Source organism: Mesorhizobium sp. B2-3-2 (assembly GCF_006442295.1).
Classification (GTDB): domain Bacteria; phylum Pseudomonadota; class Alphaproteobacteria; order Rhizobiales; family Rhizobiaceae; genus Mesorhizobium.
Window position 1 is genome coordinate 19,389 of record NZ_VFWA01000011.1, and the last position, 23,094, is coordinate 42,482.

At 64.4% G+C, this 23,094-nt stretch carries 20 protein-coding genes; 10 read left to right on the plus strand and 10 right to left on the minus strand.

All coding sequences use genetic code 11. The annotated features are described in order from the left end of the window. Positions 1-4 precede the first annotated feature (4 nt). The 7 genes from FJ964_RS22110 to FJ964_RS22140 form a co-directional block, all read right to left on the minus strand. The gene (locus FJ964_RS22110; protein ID WP_140552372.1) at positions 5-709 is read right to left on the minus strand and encodes an ABC transporter ATP-binding protein; all 705 of its coding nucleotides are present in this window, start codon (positions 707-709) and stop codon (positions 5-7) included. Continuing rightward, positions 702-1,502, minus strand: coding sequence for an ABC transporter ATP-binding protein (locus tag FJ964_RS22115; RefSeq protein WP_181172572.1), 801 nt, complete (start codon positions 1,500-1,502; stop codon positions 702-704). The genes FJ964_RS22110 and FJ964_RS22115 overlap by 8 nt, the downstream gene beginning before the upstream one ends. After that, the gene (locus FJ964_RS22120; RefSeq protein ID WP_140552373.1) at positions 1,499-2,707 is read right to left on the minus strand and encodes an ABC transporter substrate-binding protein; all 1,209 of its coding nucleotides are present in this window, start codon (positions 2,705-2,707) and stop codon (positions 1,499-1,501) included. The genes FJ964_RS22115 and FJ964_RS22120 overlap by 4 nt, the downstream gene beginning before the upstream one ends. Positions 2,708-2,937: 230 nt before the next feature. After that, positions 2,938-4,047, minus strand: a complete 1,110-nt coding sequence (locus tag FJ964_RS22125; protein ID WP_224713297.1) for an ABC transporter ATP-binding protein — start codon at positions 4,045-4,047, stop codon at positions 2,938-2,940. Between the two features lie 13 nt (positions 4,048-4,060). Next, positions 4,061-6,271, minus strand: coding sequence for an iron ABC transporter permease (locus FJ964_RS22130; protein ID WP_224713298.1), 2,211 nt, complete (start codon positions 6,269-6,271; stop codon positions 4,061-4,063). 78 nt (positions 6,272-6,349) lie between these two features. After that, complete coding sequence (locus FJ964_RS22135) at positions 6,350-7,390, minus strand: ABC transporter substrate-binding protein (RefSeq protein WP_140552374.1); 1,041 nt, start codon at positions 7,388-7,390, stop codon at positions 6,350-6,352. 35 nt (positions 7,391-7,425) lie between these two features. Beyond that, positions 7,426-8,262, minus strand: a complete 837-nt coding sequence (locus FJ964_RS22140; protein WP_140552375.1) for an inositol monophosphatase — start codon at positions 8,260-8,262, stop codon at positions 7,426-7,428. 200 nt (positions 8,263-8,462) lie between these two features. On the opposite strand from FJ964_RS22140, the gene FJ964_RS22145 reads away from it, so the two are divergent. Further along, entirely contained in the window at positions 8,463-9,488 is a 1,026-nt protein-coding gene (locus FJ964_RS22145; protein WP_140552376.1) for a substrate-binding domain-containing protein, read from the plus strand. A gap of 25 nt (positions 9,489-9,513) precedes the next feature. On the opposite strand, the gene FJ964_RS22150 is transcribed toward FJ964_RS22145, so the two are convergent. Continuing rightward, entirely contained in the window at positions 9,514-10,845 is a 1,332-nt protein-coding gene (locus FJ964_RS22150; RefSeq protein WP_140552377.1) for an aspartate aminotransferase family protein, read from the minus strand. Beyond that, complete coding sequence (locus FJ964_RS22155; protein WP_140552378.1) at positions 10,842-11,726, minus strand: MurR/RpiR family transcriptional regulator; 885 nt, start codon at positions 11,724-11,726, stop codon at positions 10,842-10,844. The genes FJ964_RS22150 and FJ964_RS22155 overlap by 4 nt, the downstream gene beginning before the upstream one ends. A gap of 107 nt (positions 11,727-11,833) precedes the next feature. Here FJ964_RS22155 and FJ964_RS22160 point away from each other — a divergent pair, with 107 nt between their 5' ends. From FJ964_RS22160 to FJ964_RS22180, 5 genes are all read left to right on the plus strand, one after another. Continuing rightward, on the plus strand, positions 11,834-13,063 hold the full coding sequence (locus FJ964_RS22160; RefSeq protein WP_140552379.1) for an ABC transporter substrate-binding protein: 1,230 nt from the start codon (positions 11,834-11,836) through the stop codon (positions 13,061-13,063). A 77-nt stretch (positions 13,064-13,140) separates the two neighbouring features. After that, positions 13,141-14,040 carry a branched-chain amino acid ABC transporter permease gene (locus FJ964_RS22165; protein WP_140552380.1) on the plus strand — a complete coding sequence of 300 codons (900 nt, stop codon included), beginning with the start codon at positions 13,141-13,143 and terminating at the stop codon, positions 14,038-14,040. A gap of 10 nt (positions 14,041-14,050) precedes the next feature. Continuing rightward, entirely contained in the window at positions 14,051-15,031 is a 981-nt protein-coding gene (locus tag FJ964_RS22170; protein ID WP_140552381.1) for a branched-chain amino acid ABC transporter permease, read from the plus strand. Next, the gene (locus FJ964_RS22175) at positions 15,021-15,776 is read left to right on the plus strand and encodes an ATP-binding cassette domain-containing protein (protein WP_140552382.1); all 756 of its coding nucleotides are present in this window, start codon (positions 15,021-15,023) and stop codon (positions 15,774-15,776) included. Before FJ964_RS22170 ends, FJ964_RS22175 begins: the two co-directional genes overlap by 11 nt. Beyond that, positions 15,776-16,534, plus strand: coding sequence for an ABC transporter ATP-binding protein (locus FJ964_RS22180; protein ID WP_181172573.1), 759 nt, complete (start codon positions 15,776-15,778; stop codon positions 16,532-16,534). The genes FJ964_RS22175 and FJ964_RS22180 overlap by 1 nt, the downstream gene beginning before the upstream one ends. A 9-nt stretch (positions 16,535-16,543) precedes the next feature. Here the strand turns inward: FJ964_RS22180 and FJ964_RS22185 are convergent, their stop codons facing one another. Next, positions 16,544-17,959, minus strand: coding sequence for an amidase (locus FJ964_RS22185; RefSeq protein ID WP_181172574.1), 1,416 nt, complete (start codon positions 17,957-17,959; stop codon positions 16,544-16,546). 80 nt (positions 17,960-18,039) lie between these two features. Between FJ964_RS22185 and FJ964_RS22190 the strand changes: the two genes are divergently transcribed. From FJ964_RS22190 to FJ964_RS22205, 4 genes are all read left to right on the plus strand, one after another. Beyond that, the gene (locus FJ964_RS22190; protein WP_210243381.1) at positions 18,040-18,873 is read left to right on the plus strand and encodes a 3-keto-5-aminohexanoate cleavage protein; all 834 of its coding nucleotides are present in this window, start codon (positions 18,040-18,042) and stop codon (positions 18,871-18,873) included. 215 nt (positions 18,874-19,088) lie between these two features. Then, complete coding sequence (locus FJ964_RS22195) at positions 19,089-19,709, plus strand: (2Fe-2S)-binding protein (protein ID WP_140552386.1); 621 nt, start codon at positions 19,089-19,091, stop codon at positions 19,707-19,709. Between the two features lies 1 nt (position 19,710). Beyond that, positions 19,711-20,730 (plus strand): xanthine dehydrogenase family protein subunit M, encoded by a 1,020-nt coding sequence (locus FJ964_RS22200; RefSeq protein WP_140552387.1) that lies wholly within the window; start codon positions 19,711-19,713, stop codon positions 20,728-20,730. Between the two features lie 2 nt (positions 20,731-20,732). Further along, a complete protein-coding gene (locus FJ964_RS22205) occupies positions 20,733-23,012 on the plus strand; it encodes a xanthine dehydrogenase family protein molybdopterin-binding subunit (RefSeq protein ID WP_140552388.1) in 2,280 nt (759 codons plus the stop codon). Positions 23,013-23,094 lie beyond the last annotated feature (82 nt).

Consider the following 23,094-nt stretch of genomic DNA (forward strand, 5'->3'; position numbering starts at 1 on the left):
GCCATCATACTCCGAGCACTTCGTGCAGTTGAGCGTCGTGGGCGGCCAGTTCGCCGACAGGAAACCCGCTCAGCACCTTGCCGTGCTCCATCAGGTAGAAGCGGTCGGCAATGCGGGCGGCGAAACGGAAATTCTGCTCCACGAGCAGGATCGTCATGCCGCGCTTCTTCAACGTCGCAAGCAATTCGCCGATGCGCTGCACGATGACCGGCGCCAGGCCCTCGGTAGGCTCGTCGAGGAGCAGCATCCGGACGCCCGTCCTCAGGATGCGGGCGATCGCCAGCATCTGCTGCTCGCCGCCGGACAGCCTGGTGCCCGGGCTGTTGCGGCGCTCCTTCAGGTTGGGGAAGAGCTCGAAGATCTCTTCGACGCTCATGCCGCCCTTGGCCACCACCGGTGGCAGGATCAGGTTCTCGTCGACTGTCAGCGTGGCGAAGATGCCGCGCTCCTCGGGAACGAAACCGATGCCTTGGTGGGCGACACGGTGCAAGGGCAGGCCGATCAAATCATTGCCGTTGAAGACGACACTGCCGGTGCGCTTGCGGATCAGCCCCATGATGGCGCGCAGCGTCGTGGTCTTGCCGACGCCGTTGCGGCCAAGCAGCGTCACGGTTTCGCCGCGGAACACATCGAGGTCGACGCCGTGCAGCGCGTGGCCCTCGCCGTACCAGGCATGGAGATCGCGCACGGCAAGCAGCGGCTCACTCATGCTCGGTTCCCATATAGGCTATCCGGACGCGTTCATCCTGGCTGACCGTCGGATAGTCGCCGGCGGCGAGCACCTTGCCGCGCTGCATCACGGTGATCCAGTCGCAAAGATCGGCAACGACGGTCAGATTGTGCTCCACCATGAGCACGGCCCGATCGCGGGCCAAGGCGCGGATGATCCCGGAGATCATGCTGACATCCTCGTGCCCCATGCCGGCCATCGGCTCGTCGAGCAGCAGCACCTTTGGATCGAGCGCCAGCGTGGTGGCGATCTCGAGCACGCGCTTGCGGCCATAGGAGAGATCGCCGGCGAGCCGGTGCGCCGCGTCGTCGAGGCCGACCGTGCAGAGAAGCTCGCGCGCCCGCGGCGTCAGCTGGTCGAGCGCCGAAAGCGGACGCCAGAACTGGAAGCCCAGCCCGCCTGGCCGCTGCAGCGCGACCCGCACATTGTCGAGCACGCTCAGATGCGGAAAGATCGCCGATATCTGGAACGAGCGCACGAGGCCCATCCGCGCCACCTTGGCCGGCGGTGTCCGGGTAATGTCGGTGCCGAGCAGTTCGATCGTGCCGCTGGTCGGCTGCAGGAACTTGGTCAAAAGGTTGAAGATCGTCGTCTTGCCCGCGCCGTTGGGTCCAATCAAGGCGTGAATCCTGCCGTGGTGAACGTCGAGATCGACATCCTTTACCGCGACGAACCCGGCGAAATCGCGCCTGAGGCCGCGGGCGGAAAGCACCACCCGCGGCACGTTTCCATCGCCGTCAGGCCTGACGGCCGCGGCGGTTGCCGTCGTCACTTGCTGACGAGCGGGCAGCCGCTATCGGTGGCCTTCATGAAGGCCTGGTCGCCCGGAATGGTCGCAAGATAGGTATAGTAGTCCCAATCCTTCTTGCTCTCCTCGGGCTTCTTGACCTGATAGAGGTACATGTCGTGCACCATGGAGCCGTCGGCCTGCACCTTGCCATTGGCGGTGAAGACGTCATTGACCGGCATCGAATGCAATTCCTTGGCCACCGCTTCGGTTTCGTCTGTGCCGGCCTTGTCGATGGCCTTGAGATACTGCGACACCGCCGAATAGGTGCCGGCCTGGATCATGTTCGGCATCCTGCCGGTGCGTTTGAAGAAGCGGTTGGCGAACTCGCGGCTCTTGTCGTCGCGATCCCAGTAAAAGCCTTCGGTCAGCACGACGCCCTGGGCCGCCTGCAGGCCGAGGCCATGCACTTCGGCCAGCGTGAACAGAAGTGCCGCGAGCCGCTGGCCGCCGGCGACGATGCCGAATTCGGCCGCCTGCTTGATCGAGTTGGAAGTGTCGAGACCGGCATTGGCAAGGCCGACGATCTTGGCGCCGGAGGATTGCGCCTGCAGCAGGAAGGATGAGTAGTCGGTCGAGCCGAGCGGATAGCGCACTTCACCAAGCACCTTGCCGCCGCGATCCTTGACGAGCTTGGCGGTCTGCTCCTCGAGCGAATAGCCGAAGGCGTAGTCGACGGTGATGAAATACCAGCTGTCGCCGCCTTGCTGCACCAGGGCACCGCCTGTGCCGACGGCCTGGGAATGGGTGTCGTACGCCCAATGGAAACCGTAGGGCGAGCACTGCTTGCCGGTCAGGTCGGTCGCGGCCGCGCCGGTGACGATGTCGATCTTCTTCTTTTCCTTGGAAAGTCCCTGCACGGCGAGCGCCACCGAGGAGGTGGTCAGTTCCATTATGGCGTCGACCTGCTCGGTGTCGTACCACTGGCGCGCGATGTTGGAGGCGATGTCCGGCTTGTTCTGGTGGTCGGCGCTGATGACCTCGATAGGCGCATTCTGGACCTTGCCGCCGAAATCCTCGACAGCCATCTTGGCCGCCTCGACCGACCATTTGCCGCCGAAATCGGCATAGACACCCGACTGGTCGTTGAGGATGCCGATCTTGACCTTGCCGTCGGAAATTTCGGCTGCTGCCGCTGGCATCGCGGTCCCCACAAGCAGCGCGGCTGAGATGAGATAGGATGCTTTCACTGGTATTTCCTCCCTTGTGGCCACTGTCGAAAACGCCCATCGCGGCCCTGTGACGGCTTCGAGTGCACCGTCTGGTCCCGCGTGAAGAATACGTCCTGTGCTCGCCACAGCTCCAAAGTGCCAGGACACAAGCGCACATTCGGAATGCACAGAGATTGGTAACATCGACATGGAACGTCGAGAACCACTATTTTCGTATCAGGCGCACCGGTAGCGGTGTGCGCTGCTGGCTAGGATTTGTCGCGCGCTATCAGCACGATCTTTGCCGGATCGAAATCGACCGCGACGACGCTGCCTTCGGGCAGGGCGGGTGTGACGATCGGCGACGTCGCAAACAACTCCACCGCCGGATCGTTTATCGCGACGCGGTATTCCATGTGGTCGCCGAGATAAGAACTCTTGACCACGCGCCCTCTCATACCGCCGGCTGCCGGCTGGCCGGCGACGAGGCGCACGGCATTGGGCCGGACGGCCAGCACCGCCGGCCCCGGCGCGATTCCGCGATGCGGCATGTTGAGCCGCAGCGGCCCGACCTTTACCTCGGCATTGGTCCCGTTGTTGGCGAGAACCTCGACATCGAGCAGGTTGGCGTCGCCCATGAAGTCGGCGATGAAAGGGCTCGTGGGTTCGTTGTAGAGGTCGCGCGGGGTCCCGTCCTGGGCGACGCGGGCCGCGTTCATGACGATGATGCGATCGGACACGGCGAGCGCCTCCTCCTGGTCATGCGTCACATAGACCACGGTCAGCGCGAGATCCTGCTGCAGACCGCGGATTTCATCGCGCACGCGCCGGCGCAGCTTGGCATCGAGATTGGACAGCGGCTCGTCGAACAAAAGCACCTTCGGCTCCAGCACGATGGCGCGCGCCACGGCCACGCGCTGCTGCTGGCCGCCCGAAAGTTCACTCGGCTGGCGCTTCTCGTAGCCGGACAGGCCGACCTGTGCCAGCTTCTCGGCGGCGCGCCCTGCGGCCTCGACCTTGCCGAGCCCCGTCGCCCGCAGGCCGTAGCTGACATTTTCCATGACGTTCATGTGCGGGAACAGCGCATAGGACTGGAAGACCATGCTGACGTCGCGTTCGGCGGCTGACAGTAAGGTGACGTCCTTGCCGTCGATGATGATGCGCCCGTGGCTTGCGTGCTCCAGCCCGGCAATCAGCCTGAGCGTCGTCGTCTTGCCGCAGCCGGAGGGTCCGAGCAGCGTCACCAGGCTGGCCGGTGCGATGTCGAAGCTGACATTGTCGACGGCAGTGACGGCGCCGTATTTCTTGGTGACGCCCTCGAAACGCACTGCCGGTCTGTCCATCACGCCGGGGGCAGCGTTCTTCGCCGTTTGATCCATACGCTTCTCCCGATCAGATTGGTGCCACGACGGCTTGCGCTTCGGCCCGGCGCCGGCCAAGCCGGCGTTCCCCGACCAACAGCTGGATGCCGATCAGAATGATCATCATGACGACGATCAGCACCGCCGAATAGACGATGGCGATGCCGTATTCGCCGACATCGGCTCGCCCGACAATGTAGACGGTGGCGAGATTGAAGCGGCCGGTCGCCAGGAAGATGACGGCGCTGACCGCGGTCACCGCACGCACGAAACTGTAGATCATCGCGGTCACGATAGCCGGCTTCAGGATCGGCAGGATCACCCGCCGCAAGGTGGCGAAGGAACGCGCCCCCAGTGTCAGCGATGCCTCGTCCAGGCTCTTGTCGATCTGCCCAAGATTGGCGAGGCCCGCACGGATCGCCACCGGCATGTTGCGGAAGATGAACGAGATGACGATGATCAGTCCGGTGCCGGTCAACTGCACCGGCGGCACGTTGAAGGCGAGGATATAGCTGACGCCGACGACCGTGCCGGGAATGGCAAAGCTCATCATGGCGAGGAATTCGAACATCGTGCGCCCGGCGAAATGCTGCCGGTCGAGCAGATAGGCGGTCAGGATGCCGAGCGCGGCGGTGAATGGCATCGCCACCAGCGCAAGGCCGATGGTCATCAGCAGCGACGGCCAGGCCGACCCGCTCAGGAACCAGCCATTGACGCCTTTCTCGACGGAGAAAGCGGTGAGGAAATATTCGAGAGTCGGCGTGTTGTCGCGCCCGATCGATTGCACGAAGCCGCCGCCCAGGATAATGCCATAGACCACGACGGTCAGAAGCAGCCAGGGAATGACGGCGGCGTAGCAGCCGATGCGCAAGCCCTTGGGCAGCGTGGCCGGCACACCGCCATCGCCCTTGCCGGCGACGGTGACGTAGCTGCGGCTGCCGATCCAGCGGCGCTGGATGACGAAAGCGGCGAGCGTGAATCCCAGAAGCACGATCGCCAGCACCGCGGCACGGCCTTGATCATGCGCAGCGCCCACCACCGCAAAAAAGATGTCCGTCGACAGCACGTTGAAGTTGCCGCCCAGCACCAGCGGGTTGGCAAAGTCGGCCATGCTCTCGATGAACGAGATCAGGAAGGCGCTGGCCAGCCCCGGGCGGATCAGCGGCCAGGTGATTGTGCTGAAAGTGCGCCAACGGCTGGCGCGCAAGGTCTGCGAGGCCTCCTCCATGCTCGGGCTGACGCCCTGCAGCACGCCGGCCAGGACCAGGAAGGCGATCGGCGTGAAGGCCAGCACTTGCGCGATGGTGATGCCGGCCATGCCGTAGATCCAGCGGCTGCGCGGAATACCGAGATGTTCGGACAAAAGGTTGGTGACGATGCCGGCCCGACCGAACAACAGGATCAGCGCCAGGCCGATGACGAAAGGCGGCGTGATGATCGGCAGGATGGAGAGGCCGCGCAGCAGCCATTTGGCCGGCAGCCTGGTGCGCAGCGCAATCAGCGCCAGCGCCAGGCCCAGCGCTGTGCAGAAGAATCCGACCAGCACCGCGATCGCCACCGTATTCCACGCCACGCCGCAGGAACCGTCGCCGTAGAGGCAGCGCAGGCTCCAGATGTTGGCACTGAACAGCTTTTCGGCAAACAGGGCCGGCACGATATTGCCGTCATTGTCCTCGATGGCGGAGGCGAGGATCGACAACAGCGGATAAGCCACGAACAGGATCAGCGAAGCGATCACGATCAACAGCGAGCCGACGACAAACCGGTCGCCCTTGCACCAGCCACGCGCCGCCAGCGCCTCGGCGATGAACATCAGCATCGCCACCGCGTACAGCACGGCACCCCAGCCGAGCCCCGGCTGCACCGGCCCCGGCGTACTGGCGAGATGCCCGAGCCAGGCAAATCCCCAACCCGAATGGATGATGGAAAAACCCTCGATCGCCAGCCAGGCGAGGCCGGCTGCGCCCGCCACCGCCAGGCCGGGGAGGTTCCGGCGCGCGACGAGCCAGCTTGCCAGGAGAAGTGGCAGGATCAAGGGAAGCAGCCAGAGTCGGCCGTTCAGCGACAGCAGGATGGCTGGTGCCGCCTCCGCCGGACGCGCCAGCCAGTCAAAGGAAAGGAAGCCGCCTTCGACTTTGTACCATGGCAGCACAATGAAGCTCGCCCATGCCAACGCCAACCATCCGGCGGCACTGCGCCCGGGGAGATCATTGGCCATGGGATAGGGCGAAGCCCGCGCCATTCGACATCTTCCTTCGGTATGGTCGGGGTTGCGCCGGCTGCCCTGCGGGCAGCCGGCGGATCGGCCGTGCGGACCAGATCAGCCGCCGTTGCGGACCTCATCGGTGAATTTCTTCAACAGCCGCTTGCGCTCCGCTGAGGATCCGTATTTGGCGAAATCGTAGTCGATCAGCTTGATCTTGCTGAGGTCCGGCGCCTCGGGCGGCACCGGGGTGCCGGTGTTCGACGGAATCTGGTAGCTGCCGTTCGGAGCCGCCAGTTTCTGCGCGTCTGGCGTCAGCGCCCAGTCGTAGAATTTCTGCGCCTCGTCGATATGCTTGGCCCCGGCAACAATGCTCATCGACCCGATCTCGAAGCCGGTGCCTTCACAGGGCGAGACCACCTTGACAGCCGGATTCTGCTTGGCGGCGTTGATAACGTCGTGCTGGAAGGAAATGCCGACCAGCGTCTCGCCCTTGCCCACGGCGAGCGCGGGCGCGGCGCCCGCCTTGGTGTATTCGGCGATGTTCTTGTTGAGCTGCTTGAGATAGTCGAAAGCCTTGTCCTCGCCCATCAGCTGCACGATTGTCGCCAGCATCGTCCAGGCAGTGCCCGAGGAATTGGGGTCGGCCATCTCGATCTCGCCCTGGAAATCGGGCTTGACCAGATCCGCCCAGCAGGCCGGCGCCGTCAGGCCGCGCTGTTTCAGGTCTTCCTCGTTGTAGCCGTAGCCAAGCGCGCCGAGATAGATGCCGACGGTGCGGTTCTTGGCCCGTTCGGCCTGCCTCAGCGCCCAGTCGCGCAGGTTCGCCAGCTGCGGCGACTTGTATTCCTGGGTGAGACCTTCTTCCGCCGCCTGAAGATGCGGGTCGCCGGTACCACCCCACCAGATATCGGCTTGCGGATTGTCCTTCTCGGCCCGCAGGCGCGCGTAGATCTCGCCGGCGCTCATGCGGGTCATGTCGACGCTGACGCCGGTTTCCTTCTGGTAGGTCGTGGCCATGGCCCGGCACCAGGCCTCGTCGACGCCGCAATACATCACGAGGCTGCGATCCGCCGCATGGGCGCCGCCGGCCAGCCCGAAAATGGCCAGCACCGCAAGGCCAAGCCATGTCCTGCTGCGATCAAATGGACCTTTCATCGATAATTCCTCCCTTTTATGCTCTTTGGAATTGATTATTCGTCGTCCAACGGCACTCCGATCACCTGGGACAATCTCGCCGCCACGCCCGGCGCCGCAGCAAGCACCGGATTGCCCTTCGCCATGCCGTCGCCGTCGAGAAAGCGGTTCACGCGCCCGCCGGCTTCCTCGACCAGCAGCAATCCAGCCAGACAGTCCCATGCATTGATATGAAGCTCGGCATAGGCATCCGAGCGGCCATCGGCCACATAGGCAAGGCCCAGCGCCCCCGAACCGGAGCGGCGTACATTGGCGCCCAGCGACCAGACCAGGGCCACCTTGTCCAGGTAGTCCCGGTTGGGAATCCGCGGCGACCAGCCGAACTCCACGGAGGCGCGGTCGAAGGCCTGCGTGCGCGAAACACGGATCGCCGCGCCATTGCGCGTCGCACCGTGCCCGCGGCGGGCAAAATAGACCTCCCCGATGGCCGGATTGGCAATCCCGCCGATCTCGCTGCGGCCGTCCTGGACGAAGGCGATCGAAACGCAGAAATGCGGAATGCCGCGCATGAAATTCGCCGTACCGTCGATCGGGTCGACGACCCACATTCGATCAGAGCCGCCGCTGCCGCCGGTTTCCTCGCCCAAAAACCCGTCCTCGGGAAAGGCCGCGGCCAACGTCGTGCGGATGTGATTCTCGACCTTGCCGTCGGTCTCGGTCAGGAAATCCTGCGGCCCCTTCATCTCCACAGGCTGCGCGGCGTCGATTTGGCTGTAGCCCTGCATCGCCATGTTTCCCGACGACAGGAGCAGTTGCCGGCAAACATCGGCGCGCCTGTCGAGTTCGGCTTCGGACATCCGGCTCGCTTTCGACCGCACCGCTACGCTGTTCATGCTGTTCGTCCAGGCAATGGCAGCTCCGATGCGGTCTGCGAAGAAATGGGCAAGGTAGCCTCCGGCGCCGGTTTCATGCACGGCTGTGCAAAGCTGTTTCATTTACGCATGCGTGTCAAGGGTGGCGGTGACACCTGCGACTGGCTTGCGCTATGCCGCACGTGCGTGCAAGGAATCGGCGAACGCCAGTGGGAGTGTGCATGACGACGCCAAGAGGCCGTATTGGCTTTTCCAGTGCCCAGCAGGTCGCGGACCTTGCCGGCGTTTCGCGCTCGGCCGTGTCACGCACCTTCACGCCCGGCGCCAGCGTTTCGGAAGAAACCCGCGAGCGGGTGCTGCTGGCGGCCGAGCAGCTCGGCTATCACGTCAACCATCTGGCGCGCGGCCTGATGCGGGCATCGACGGGCATCGTCTGCCTTGTCGTCGCCGATGGCGACACGCCCTATCAGGCCCGTATCCTGCGGGCGCTGACACAGCATTTGAGGGATGCCGGCAAAGTGGCCATGGTATTCAACACGTCGGGCCCCAGCCACCATGTCGACCAGGCGTTGCGCAACACGCTGAACTATCGTGCCGATGCGACGATCGTGCTGTCCGGCACGCCGCCGCAGGAGCTGATCCGAACCTGCCTCGAGAACGGGCAGCGCCTGATCCTGATCAATCGCGACGACCGGTTCGACGGGCCGCATAACATCGGCGTCGACAACGCCGCCGCCGCCGAGGCGGCACTTCACGCCTTTCTTCGTGCCGGTTGCACCAGGCCTGCCCTGGTGACGTCGGCAGCCGGCACGCCCAGTCTGGTGGCGCGCGAGACGGCGTTTCTTGCCGCGGCGCGCAAGGAAGGGCTGGAGGTGATCCAGTGGCGCGAGGGCCGCACGGGTTATGCGACCGGGGCAGAAGGCGCAAGGCGCCTGCTGTCGGGCCGGCAGCGACCGGATGCGGCATTCTGTGTGACCGACCTGATCGCCTGCGGTTTTCTGGACGCGGCGCGCCACGAGTTCGGTCTCGACGTCCCGCGCGATCTCTGCGTCGCCGGCTTCGACGACATCGAGCAGGCTGACTGGGCTTCCTACCGGCTGACGACCTTTGCGCCGCCGATTGAGGAGATTGCCAAGCACGCCGTGCGACTGGCCACCGGTTCGCGCGAGGAAGCCGGTGTCGGCAGCCGCCTGACCTGCCATGCGCCGATGGTCTGGCGCGGCACTGTGAGGCCGGGTCGGGGCTGATGCCGGTCGGTGAGCGTCTCGTGCGCTAGATAGCAATGCTGCCGATCGCGGCATCGACGGCGTCGCCCAAACGGTCGACGATGATGTCGACCGTGCTGTCGTCGACGATGAATGGCGGCGCAAGCAGGATGTGATCGCCAGCCCGCCCATCAACAGTGCCGCCCATGGGATAAACCATCAACCCCCGCTGCATCGCTTCCGATTTTATCCGGGCGTGGACCTTCAGGCGCGGATCGAACGGGGCCTTGGCCGAGCGATCCGCGACAAGTTCGATGCCCTGGAAGAGGCCGCGCCCGCGAATGTCTCCGACATGGTGATGGTTGCCGAAGCGCTCGCGCAGCCGCCGTTCGAGCGTGGTGCCTCGCGCCGCGACGTTGGCAAGCAGACCATCACGCTCGATGACCCGCTGGACGGCGAGGCCGGCCGCGCAAGCGAGTGGATGACCGACATAGGTGTGACCGTGCTGGAAGTCGCTGCCTTGCGAAAAGGCATCGAATATGCGCTCGGACGCCAGCACCGCGCCGAGCGGGGCGTAGCCCCCGCCGAGCCCTTTGGCGACCACCATGATGTCGGGTGCGACGCCTTCCTGCTCGCAGGCATGCAGTGTTCCGGTGCGACCCATGCCGCACATGACTTCGTCGAGGATGAGCAGCACGCCGTGGCGATCGCAAATCTCGCGGATGCGCCTGAAATAACCGGGTGCGGGTGGCACGGCCCCGAGAGTAGCCCCGACCACGGTCTCTGCGACAAAAGCAATGACCATTTCCGGCCCGAGTTCCTGCAGCTTCGTCTCAAGCGCATCGGCGGCGCGCAGGCCGTAGGCCTCGCTGCCTTCATCCAGCCGCTGATGCCGATAGGCGTAGCATGGTTCGATATGATGGTTTTCGATCAGCATGGGTTCGAACGGCGCTTTGCGCCAGGCGTTGCCTCCCACCGAAAGCGCGCCCAGCGTATTGCCGTGATAGCTCTGTTGACGGGCCACGAAGCGGCGGCGCTGCGGCTCGCCGCGCTCGACGAAATATTGCCGCGCCATCTTCAGGGCGGTCTCGATGCCTTCCGAGCCGCCGGAGACGAAATAGACGTGATGAAGATCGCCCGGCGCGTGAGCGGCAAGTTCGTCCGCCAGTTCCTCCGCCGGCCGGGTGGTGAAGAAGCTGCTATGCGCATAGGCGAGCCGGTCGAGTTCGGTATGCATCGCGGCAAGAACGGCCGGATGCTGATGGCCAAGGCATGAGACGGCCGCGCCGCCGGAGGCGTCGATATAGCGGCGTCCCTCGCTGTCGATGACGGTGACGCCATCGCCGCCGACGGCAACGGGATAATCGTGGTGGATCTGGCGATGGAGAATGTGTGTCATGACCGCTGCCTGGTTTCGTAGATATGCGTGGAAAGGGTGTCGAACTGACGTTCGACGTCGCGCATGGCGGCCAGCGCGCGATCGCCGGCGGCGGCCGCCAGGATCGCGGCCAGCGTTTCGGCGATGGCAAAGGCCGGTGCCATGGTGTGGAAAAAGGACGGGCTCTCGGTCGGCACGATGATGACGGCGCCTGCCCGGTTGACGAGCGGCGAGACGACGCTGTCGGTAATCGCCACGATTTCGAGCCCACGGCTGCGTGCATAGTCAACGAGTTCGACGGCCGCGCGCGTATAGGGCTTTACGCTGATCGCCAGAAGCACGTCGCCCGCTCCCGCTTCCCACAAAGGATCAGGTCCGGTTCCGCCGACCCCGTCAAGCAGACGCACCGCGCCGCCGGCGAGACCATAGATGTAGGCGAAATGGCAAGCGACGGGGTAGCTCGACCGATAGCCCAGCGCATAGATGCGCTTGGCGCCTGCCAGCACCGCGGCCGCCCGGGTCACCGTCTCCAGCGTCGCCGCATCGCAAAGCTTCGCCATATGGCGCTCGAGCGTTTCGGCCAGCTCGAAGGCCAGAGCGCCGTCTCCTCCGCGCTTGCGCCGCGCCATCAATGCTTCGGCCTTGCCCAAAAACTCCTTCTCGCCGCGGCGAAGTTGCTCGGCGTAGAGATCGCGCAGGCTATCGTAGCCGTCGAAGCCCATGCGCTGGGCAAGCCGCGTCATCGATGCCGGGGTCACCCCGGCGCGCTGCGCCTGGACGCGCATCGACAGGAGGGCAACGTCACGCGGATTGTCGAGCACCCATTGCGCCGCCGCGCGAAGCTGGCGCGGCATCGTCTCGAAACTCTCGAGCAGGCGCGAGCGGAAGGCGGGTTCCAACATGGGGCGAATTTACGCCGGCCGTTGACGAGCTGCAATGAATATTTCAATCTGCTATAAATGAGCGTAGTGTTTCATTCAATCAGAAAACAAGAACAGGGGAAATTCGCATGAAACAGACCATATCCAGTCGTTTGGGAGCGCTGGCGGCACTCGCGCTGGCTTCCTTGCCGTTCGCAGCCGCACCGGCTCTGGCCGAGGATCCAATCGCGCTGGGCTGGGTGGGGCCGCTGTCGCCGCCCGGCAACTATTCCGGCGGCCAGGAGATGCAATGGGCGGTGCAGCTCGGCGTTGACGAGGTCAACAAGGCCGGCGGCGTTCTCGGCCGTCAGCTGAAGGTGAGCTACGAGGACACCAAAGGGCAGCCGGCCGACGGCAGCGCGGCGGCGGTTCGGCTCATCACCAAGGACAACGTCGCCGCGATCTTCGGCGAATTCCATTCCTCGGTCGCTCTCGCCGAAATCGAGGAGGCGCACAAATACGGCGTCGCCTGGGTCGGCACCGACGTATGGGCGGATGCCATCACGGCCAAGCAGTATCCGGAAGTCTATCGTCTCGCTCCGGCCAACTCGCTCGTTTACGTCAAGGCAGCCGACTGGACGGTCGAGCAAGGTTTCAAGAACATCGCCATTATCGCCGAAAACACGGATTTCGGCCAGGGCGGGGCCAAGGTCATCGCCGATGAGCTCAAGGCCAAGAACGTCCCCTATACGCTGGCGACGATCGACCTCAACCAGCAGGATTTCACGCCCGCGCTGCTGCGCCTGATGAACCAGAGCCCGAGGCCTGACGCGATCCAGATGGTGATCGCCGGACAGGCACAGTATCAGCTCGTCAAGCAGGCCTGCCAGCTCGGCCTCGCACCGACTGCCGACACGGCCCTCATCGGCTCCTCGGGTCTGCTGCAAAAGGAAGTGTGGGAAGTCGACGGCGAATGCGCCAACAATCTTCTCATCGTCAACGTCGCACAGCCCAAGTCGCAATGGAACGACAAGGCCAAGGCATTCGTGAAGGCCTTCACCGAACGCTACAACAGGGCGCCGACCGGCGTGGCCATGGAGGCCTATGACACGTTCGGTGTCGTCGTCGAAGCGATCAAGAAGGCAGGCTCGGCCGACCGCGCGGCGATCGTGAAGGCACTGGAAGAGATCAAATATGAAGGGGTGAATGCCACCTACACCTTCCCGACCACCAAATCTCCCGACTGGGCTTTCCATCAGTTCGTCGACGTGCCGTTCACGATCATCCAATACACGGCCGTGGACCAGGCGCCGGAGGACGCTGCGATCGTCTATCCGAAGAAGTGGGCCACCACCGACAAGGTCATGCCCGGCAAATGAACGGCACGCCGGCGGCTCCATGGCCGCCGGCGGCCGCTTCGCTGGACAGGCGGCCGACAACGAGGTGATGTGAACCCATGAGCTATTTCCTCCTCCTGGCCGTCAACGGCCTGGTCATCGGCCTCATTTTCGCGCTGACGGCGGCGGGGCTCACTTTGGTCTTCTCGGTGCTGAAGGTCGTCAATTTCGGCCACGGATCGCTCTATATGCTGGGCGGCTACGCGTCCTACTACATCATTGCGTGGTTCCACGCGCCGCCGCTTGTCGGTGTCGCCGGCGCGATGGTGGTCCTGTTCATCTTCGGCGTCCTCTTCGAGAGGCTCGTCATAGCGCCGATGTACACCGACAAGGTCGAGCGCAAGGACGAATATGCCATTATCGTCACCTTCGGCCTCACCATTCTGATCACCAATCTCGGCCTCGTCGTCTTCGGTCCCTTCGCCAAGGCGCCGCCGTCCTTCATGACGGGAGCGCTGATCCTCGGGCCGTTGATCCTGCCTTACGACCGGCTGATCGCGGCGGTCGCCGCCGTCGTCCTGCTTGTTGGTCTGACGTTTTTCCTGAAACGCACCTCGCTTGGCCAGGCGCTTGATGCGGTCAGCCAGAGCCGCGAGTCCGCGGCGGTCATCGGTATCGATCCACGCCGCATGTACACCATCGCCTTCGGCATCGGCTCGGCACTTGCAGGCGGGGCAGGGGCGTTGATCGCGCCGATCTTCGCCCTGTCGCCTTCGATGGGTGAGTTGCCTGCCGTGCAGGCCTTCATCATCATCGTGCTCGGCGGCATGGGTTCTGTCGGCGGAAGCATCACCGGCGGCATCCTGCTCGGCCTGGTGCAAGGGCTGGGTGTCGGCTATCTGCCGGACCCCAATCGCGCGCTTGCCTATACGCAGGCGTTCGGAGCGCTGCTGCTCGTCATTGCGTTGCTCTTCCGGCCAACCGGCCTGTTCGGCCGCTCGCATCTGCGGCTGGAATAGGATCACGGCAATGATCCGTCCAACATTCTCGCAATCGGCCCAGGCGATTCTGCTCGTGGTGGCGTTGCTGGTGCCACTCGGCGTTGGGCCGTACTGGACCCACGTCGGCGCCATCGCCTGGTACTATGCGCTGCTTGCCGCGAGCTGGGCGCTGCTTGCCGGTTTCGCCGGTCAGTTCTCCTTCGCCCATGTGGCTTTTGCCGCGCTGGGCGGATATGCCTCGGCCTTGTTCGTTGGCCAGGTGGGCATGCCGCTGCCGCTTGCCATTCTTGCCGCCATCGCTCTTGCCGTCATGGCCGGCGCCCTGATCGGCGCGCTCGTGCTGAGGCTTTCCGGACCTTATCTCGCCCTCTTCACGCTTGCCATTTCGGAAATCTTCCGCCTCGTGCTGGTCGCGGAGGAAGACATCACACGCGGCATGCTGGGCTTGCCGGTACCAGGCCTCTTTTCCGGCCGATCGGACCTGCCTTATTACTATCTCGGCCTTGCGCTCGTCGTCCTGGCGATATTGGGAATGAATGCCTTGTTGGCGACCCGCGTCGGTCTTTTTCTGCGTGCCATCCGCGAAGACGAGGGCGCCGCGCGCGCCAGCGGCGTGGATACCACACGCTACAAGATCCTCGTCTTCGTGGTAACCAGCGTGATCGCGGCGATAGCCGGCATTTATTACGGCCATTTCATCGGCATCCTGACACCCAACATGGCTATCCTGCCGGAGATGGGTCTGGTCATCGCGATGGCGGTGATCGGCGGTATCGAAAGCCTGCCCGGCGCCGTGGTCGGCGCAGTCGTCGTCTTCCTGCTTTCCGAGACGCTGCGGTCCTACGGCGAATGGCGTTTCGTGCTGATGGGCCTGGCGCTTATCCTGGTGCAACGCTTCGCGCAGAACGGCCTGTATCCGATGGTCGAAAACTGGGCGCGTTTCCGCGCACGGCCGCGGGAACAAGCTCCTGTTCCTGCCGCTACCACCGAGGAACCCCATGCCGGTTGAGAGGGACACCAGTTTTTTCTCGGTCAGCGGGCTTGCCAAGCATTTCGGCGGCATCCATGCCGTTGAAGGCCTATCCTTTGCCTTGGCCCGCGGCGAAATTGTCGGGTTGATCGGTCCCAACGGCTCGGGAAAGACGACCACCATCAACATGGTGACGGGCGCGCTCAAACCCGACGGCGGTGCCATCCTCGTCGAAGGCACCGACATGGCGCGCTCGCCGGCTAATCTTTTCGCGCGCCGCGGTGTTGCCCGTACTTTTCAGGTTCCTCGCCTGTTCCGCCGCATGACCGTGCTGGAAAACCTGATCGTGCCGGCGCTTTCCGACCCGGCTGAACGGCGCGCCGCGGCAGAGGAGCGCGCCCGTGAGGTTCTTACTTTCCTGAGGCTCGATCATCTCGCCGACAATTATGCAAGAGCGCTTTCGGGGGGCCAGCAGAAGCTGCTGGAACTCGGCCGGGCGCTGATGCTGAAACCGAGATTGCTGCTTCTGGACGAGCCCTTCGCCGGCGTCCACCCGCGCCTGCTGGAGGAGATCATCGAGCACATAAGGAGCCTCAATCGCGACGGTCACACCATCGTCGTTGTCGATCACAACCTCGAGGCCATCCAGTCGGTCGTAACGCGCGTCATGGTGATGGCGCGGGGGCGCAAGATCGCCGACGGCGCGGTCGCCGAGGTACTGCGCAATCCCGAGGTCGTGCACGCCTATACGGGATCCCGCGGAACGCATCGGGAAGCACCATGATGGAATCAGCTTCCCTGGCATCGACTCCGCCGCTGGTCGCCTGCGAGAACCTTGTCGCCGGTTATACGCGCGACATCGACATATTGCGCGACGTTTCGGTCAAGGCCTGGCCTGGCCGCATTTCCTGTGTGGTCGGGCCGAACGGCACCGGCAAGTCGACGCTTCTCAAGGCGTTGTTCGGCTTTCTGAAACCGAGTGCCGGCCGGGTGCTTCTGCGAGACGTGGACATCACCGGAAATCCGCCTTTCCGGATGCTGGGCCTTGGCCTGGCCTACCTGCCGCAGCGGCCGAGCCTTTTTCCTCATCTCTCGGTCGAATCGAACCTGAAACTCGGTCTCTGGCATGCAAGGCCGAAGAAGACGGTGCTGACCGAGAAACTGGAACATGTCTATGAGCGGTTCCCCGTCGTTCGCGAGAAACGCGCGCAGCCTGCGGGCCAGCTATCGGGGGGCCAGCAGCGGCAGGTCGAGATCGCGCGCAGCCTGATGGCCGATCCGTCGGTCTACCTGATCGACGAACCGACCGCGGGCGTCGATCCGCAGACCAGCGAGACGATCTACGACATCGTCCGCGATCTTGCCCGCGAACTCGGCAAGGCCGTGCTGCTGGTCGACCAGGATATTCGCGCAGCGCTTGCCATCACCGACTACGTCTATGTGGTCAAGAACGGCACGGTTTTTTCCGAAGGCGCGCGCGCGGATTTCGGTGCCGACACCGACGCTCTCGTCGCGCGTTGGCTGTATGCGAGCGGTGAATGAACGGGCAGCTTACGGCGTGGCGTAGCCCGGCGGCTGTTCGAACAGGCCGCCGCGCCGGATCTCGAGCGCCCGCCCGATCCTCAGCGCCAGCGGATCCTGGAAGCGGCGAACCGCGATCTGCAATCCTGCGGGCAGACCATTGACGAGACCGATGGGGACGCTGAGCGCTGCCATGTCGAGGAGGTTCACCATGCGGGTAAACGTCCCGAGCGAGGTCGTTGTCTCATCGATGTCGGCCAATGGCGGCGCCGTAATCGGCGCCGTCGGCGTCAGGAACGCATCGGCGCCCTCGAGGTCGCGATGAAACTCGATCTGCGCGGCCCGGCGCCTTGCGATCAACTCGTGATAAGCCGCAAGGCCGATTTCCCTGCCCTTGAGAACCCGCATGCGGATCGCCGTGCCGACGACGCTGTCCGTCGGTTCGACGTAGCGGCCGAGATGATGCCAGGCTTCGACGGCCATGATGTCGCCGGCCAGGGCCTTGTAGGTGTCGCAAGATTGCGGCATCGGCATCCGATCGACCTTGGCGCCGAGCGCCTCCAGTTCGGCGACCGTGGAGCCGAAGCGGTCCAGTATGCCGGGGTCTACACCGGCAAGGTCTGCGTCCGAGGGGATGCGCAGGCGAACGCCCGATATGCTCCGCTCGAGTCCTTCGAGCGGCAAGGTCGGCGCCACCCCATAGGTTGCCGGATCGCCGGGATCGGGACCCTCGAGCGCGGCCAGCAGAAGCGCTGCATCCTCCACCGACCTGGTCATGGGACCGATGCTGTCGAAGGACATGGCAAGCGGCAGCAACCCGCCGCGCCCGACAAGGCCGAAGGACGTCTTCAGGCCCACGATACCGCACATGGCGGACGGATTGCGGATGGAGCCCGTAGTGTCGGTGCCGAGCGCGACCGGCACCAGTCCGGCGGCGACCGCCACGCCCGAACCGCTCGACGATCCGCCCGGCGCGCGCGGGGTGACGCTGTCACGCGGGTTCAGGGGCGTGCCGGCGACCGGATTGGTCCCCCAACTGCCGAAAGCAAATTCCACGGTGTGGACCTTGCCCAGCAGGATCATCCCGGCCGCGACAAGGCGTTCGATAGCCGTTGCCGTAGTGGTTGCGGGTTCGCCGGCAAGCGCTTTCGAACCTGCCAGAGTCGGATAGCCATCGACGTCAAGCAGGTCCTTGGCCGCGAAAGGGATACCGTCCAGCGGCCCTTTCGAGGCGCCTCGACGGCGACGCTCGTCGGCTTCACCGGCGGCCTGGAGCGCAGCTTCGGGAAACAGCCGGACGAACGCATGCAGCGAATTGTCATGAACGCCGACACGATCCAGCGCGCGCCGGACGATCTCGGTCGAGGATGTGTTGCCGTCGGCGAGCGCGCGGCCGAGTTCGGCGGCGGTGGCGAAGGCGGAAATCCCTTGGGCGGTGGCGTTCATGCTGTCCTGCCTATGCGAGTCGGTGAAATGAAGCATGGAAAACCAGCTTACGGGAGAGCCAATTGGGCCCGGAGATGAAATTGAAGCCGTTGCTGATCATGGTTGCGCCGAACGGAGCGCGCAGAACGAAGGCCGATCATCCGGCTCTGCCGATGACCGCCGACGAACTTGCCGAAACAGCGAGGCAGTGTCTCGCCGCCGGCGCCGCCGCCATCCATGTGCATGTCCGCGATGCTTCAGGCCGGCACACGCTTGACGCCGCGCTCTACCGGGATGCCATCGCGGCGATCCGGGAGCGGACGCAGGGCGTCATGGCGATCCAGATCACGACCGAAGCTGTCGGGCTCTATTCGCCACGCGAACAGATGGACCTTGTTCGGGCGCTTCATCCGGTCTCCGTCTCGATCGGCTTGCGTGAGATAATCAGCGATGGCGAGGCGGAGCCGGCCCGCTTCTTCGCATGGGCCGGCCGGGAAGGCATCGCGGTCCAGCACATTCTCTATGATCGGGCCGATCTCGACCGTTTCATCGATCTGCGGCGGCGAAGCATTCTGACGGAGCCCACAACCCCACGGCTGCTGTTCGTCCTCGGGCGCTATGCCGCCGATCAGGAAAGTCGGCCCGAAGACCTCGATGTCTTCCTTGAAGGGCTCGACGCGCATGGTCTTGAAGGCGCCGTATGGTCGGTCTGCGCCTTCGGACGGGGCGAAACCTTGGCGCTGACGGCGGCGATCGCGGCGGGAGGGCACGTGCGGGTCGGCTTCGAAAACTCTCTCTGGCACGCCGATGGCAGCCTCGCCCGCGACAATGCCGAACGGGTCGCCGCAATCGTCGAGGCCGCCGGTCGCACCGGACGCCCGATCGCTTCTGCCGCGCAGGCGCTTGATATTCTCGGAATTGCCCGCCAGCAGTGAGGGTCCTCGCACCTTGTTAGGGGATCGGCCATACGCCGAGAGTTCTGCAATTTCGCAAGGACGGGCACGGTCTCGAACGGAGCGCTCCGATCCTGCACCCAAATCGGGCGGCTTGCCCTGCGAGCCATCTTCCTTTTTGCGTTTTATCGTGGATGCCCGGAACAATGGCCCCAATGAGGGGTTTGGTCGCGACGTAGCCAGCGACGGAGCCAGCGATGTCCAAGCATGTTCCCCCAAACTCCTCCGGCCTCAGCAGACGAAGCTTCATGACCGCGACCGTTTCCGCGGCTGCGGTGACTCCGCTTCTGGCCTCGACAGCTAGCTCCGAGGAGCCCCCGGCTGCTGCCGGCAAGCCATACGAGCCTGTCATGACAACACTGACCATCAACAAGCAGCCATACAATCTGGCTCTCGACAGCCGAACCAGCCTGCTCGACGCCTTGCGCGACCATGTCGGCCTGACGGGCACGAAGAAAGGCTGCGACCATGGCCAATGCGGCGCCTGTACGGTGCTGGTCGACGGCCATCGCGTGCTCTCCTGCCTCAGCTTCGCGGTGATGAACGAGGGCAAGGCGGTAACCACCGTCGAAGGCTTGGCGTTGACGGACGGCAGCCTGCATCCGATGCAGCAGGCCTTCATCGATCACGATGCGTTCCAGTGCGGCTATTGCACGCCCGGCCAGATCATGTCCGCGATCGGCTGCGTCGACGAAGGACATGCCGGTTCAGAGGACGACATTCGCGAATATATGAGCGGCAATCTTTGCCGATGCGCGGCATACCCGAACATCGTCGCGGCAATCGTCCAGGCCCGCGACCAGATCAGGAGAGCCTGAGATGCATCCTTTCGTCTATGAGAGGCCCGCCAGCCTCTCCGCGGCGGTCGCCGTCGCCTCGCGCTCGGCCACCAGGCATCCGCCGACGCAAGCCCCCGCGCAGTTCATCGCCGGCGGCACCAATCTCGCCGACTATATGAAACTCGGCGTCGCCCGGCCGGAACGCTTGCTCGATCTGAATGGTCTCTCCGAACCGGCACTGCGGCGGATCGAGACCGGCGGTGAGGGTCTGCGCCTTGGCGCTCTTGTGCGGATGGGCGACGCGGCCGAGAATGCCGAGATCAAGCGTCGGTATCCGGTGATCGCGGAAAGCCTGCAACTGGCGGCAAGCGGCCAATTGCGCAACATGGCAAGCCTTGCCGGCAACATCCTGCAGCGGACCCGCTGCGAATATTTCCGCGAAACCTCATGGCCATGCAACAAGCGCGAGCCCGGCTCGGGCTGCGCGGCGATGGAAGGGTTCAACCGCCAGCATGCCGTGCTAGGGACCAGTGAGAACTGCATCGCCACCTATCACGGTGATTTTGCCCAGGCTCTGATCGCGCTTGACGCCACGGTTCATGTACAGGGGCATGGCGGGCGACGAAAGATCCCATTTGCCAGCCTGCATCGCCTGCCAGGAGACAGCCCTCACATCGAGACCGACCTGGCGCCCGACGAGATCGTAACCGCCATAGAGGTGCCCGCCGGCGCATGGACCAGGCGTTCGCGCTATCTCAAGATCCGCGATCGGCAATCCTACGCCTTTGCCCTTGCATCGGCCGCGGTCGCCCTCGACCTCGATGGCGAGACCGTGAACGAGGCGCGCATCGCGCTTGGCGGCGTCGCGACCGTACCCTGGCGGGCGAGAGCGGCGGAGGAGACCCTGCGCGGCAAGGTGCTCGACGAGACAGCGGCGGCCGAGGCGGCCGAAGCCGCGTTCGCCGAGGCCCAGCCGCGTCGGCACAACGCGTTCAAGATAGAACTCGGCAAGCGAACCTTGATCAGGGGGCTGCTCGAAACCCGTGACATGAAGGTGTGATCATGAACGTCGCCGCTCCACAGCCGAAGGAAAATATGGGACAGCCGCTGCCGCGTATCGATGCGCGGCTGAAAGTGACCGGGCAGGCCGAATATGCGGCGGATCTCCCTGCCGCCAACATTGCGCACGCCGTGCTCGCGACGAGCAGCATCGCCAGGGGCAAGGTCGCCAGGCTTTACCTGGATGACGCGCGCTCGGTGCCCGGCGTGCTCGACATCGTCACCTATGGCGACCTCGACAAGGTCGAGACGCCGAAATTCGGAAACACCGGCGCGAGTTCTATCGGGCCGCTGCATGACAAGGCGATCTTCCACGACGGTCAGATCATTGCGCTGGTGGTCGCCGAGACCTTCGAGGCGGCCGAGGAGGCGGCGCAAAGAATCCGCGCGGACTATGCCGAGGAAAAACCGACTGCCGGTTTCGACATGCCGGGGACAAAGACCATCGACGCCGCCGGCAAAAGCCCGTTGTTCAAGGAGGACGTCAAGGCCGGCGACTTCGATGCCGCTTATGAATCGGCCCCGCTGAAGATCGATGCGCGGTATTCGACGCCGACCCAGCATCACAACCCGATAGAGCTGTTCTCGACCACCGCTGTTTGGCAAGGCGACCAGCTGACCGTTTACGAGCCCTCCCAGAACGTGACCGGCTGGAAGGTCGAGTTGGCGCGGCAATTGAGGCTCGACCCCGCGAATGTGCGCATCGTCTGCCCTAACGTAGGCGGCGCGTTCGGCTCGAAGGGGCCGATGACGGCGCGAACGGCCATCGTGGCTGTGGCCGCCAGGCGGCTTGGCCGGCCGGTGCGCTGTGTGGTCAGCCGCATGCAGGCGTTCGGCACCCAGACCTATCGGGCCGAAACCCGGCACCGCATCCGCATCGGCGCCGGCAAAGACGGCCGCATCACTGCTTTCGGCCATGAAGGCTGGGAGGTGACCTCAAGACCCGATTCCTATGTCGTCGGCGGGACTTCGGCCACCGGTCGCATGTATGCCTATGGCTCGGTGCTGACGCATGTCTCGCTTGTGCAGGCGGATCGCAACACGCCCGGTTATATGCGCTCGCCGCCCGAGACGCCCTACGTCTATGCGCTCGAGAGCGCCATGGACGAAATGGCCGTCGCGCTCGGCATGGATCCGGTCGAATTTCGCCGGGTCAACGAGCCCCAGAAAGAGCCGATCGGCGGCAAGCCGTTCTCCAGCCGGTCGCTGATGAAATGCTACGATCAGGCCGCCGATGCCTTCGGCTGGTCGAGACGGGATGCGAAAGTCGGCTCGATGCGTGACGGCGACTGGCTTGTCGGCATGGGATGCGCGACGGCAGTCTACCCGACCGCGGCCGCGCCATGCGCGGCCCGCGTGCGCCTGACGGCCGAAGGAGACGTGCGCGTGCAGTGCGGCTCGCATGAAATCGGCACCGGTGTGCGAACCGTTGCCGGCCAGATGGCGGCGGAACGCCTCGGTGTCGACATCGGCAAGGTCGCCGTCGAGATGGGCGACAGCGCCTTGCCGCCGGCACCAGTATCGGGAGGTTCGATTTCCACCGCCAGCGTCTGTTCCGCAGTGCTCAAGGCGTGTGATGCTGTGCGCACGAAATTGTTCGCGGCAGCGGTCGGGGAGGACGGGCCTCTTGCAGGCTCGCACAATGAGGATCTGGACCTCAACGAGGGACGGATCCGCACCAAGGGCGGGGCATCGGCAAGCACTGCCGATATATTCAAGGCCATGCAGGTAGGCGCTATCGAGGAATATGCCGAATTCGCGCCGAAGGGCTCGACCCCCGAAGCGCTCAAGAAGCTCTATGCCGGCCAGTCGGAATTCCACGGCGGCGAGTCCGATGAGGATTCGGTGAAATATGCGTTCGGGGCCGAATTCGTGGAGGTGCACATCAACAGTTACACCTGCGAAATTCGTGTGCCGCGCATTGTCGGGGCGTTCGCCGCCGGCCGCATCATGAACACACGCACCGCGCGCAGCCAGTTGATGGGCGGCATGATCTGGGGCATTGGCCAGGCCCTGCATGAGGCGACCGAGATCGACACCCGCTATGCCCGCTACGTCAATCGCGACCTGCAGGATTATCTGGTACCGGTGAATGCCGACATCAGGGATCTCGAGGTCATACTGGTTCCGGAGATCGACCATGAGGTCAATCCGGCTGGTGTGAAGGGCCTGGGCGAACTCGGCAATGTCGGCACCGCCGCTGCCGTCGCCAGCGCCGTCTACCACGCGACCGGCAAGCGGATCCGCGACTTGCCGATCAGAATTGACGATCTGATCGTTTGAAGACCCTGGCGATGAGGAGTGCTGCGGCGCAACAGGCGCGGGTTTGTCCTCGCCCGAGTTCACTGCCTTGCGGATCGGGATG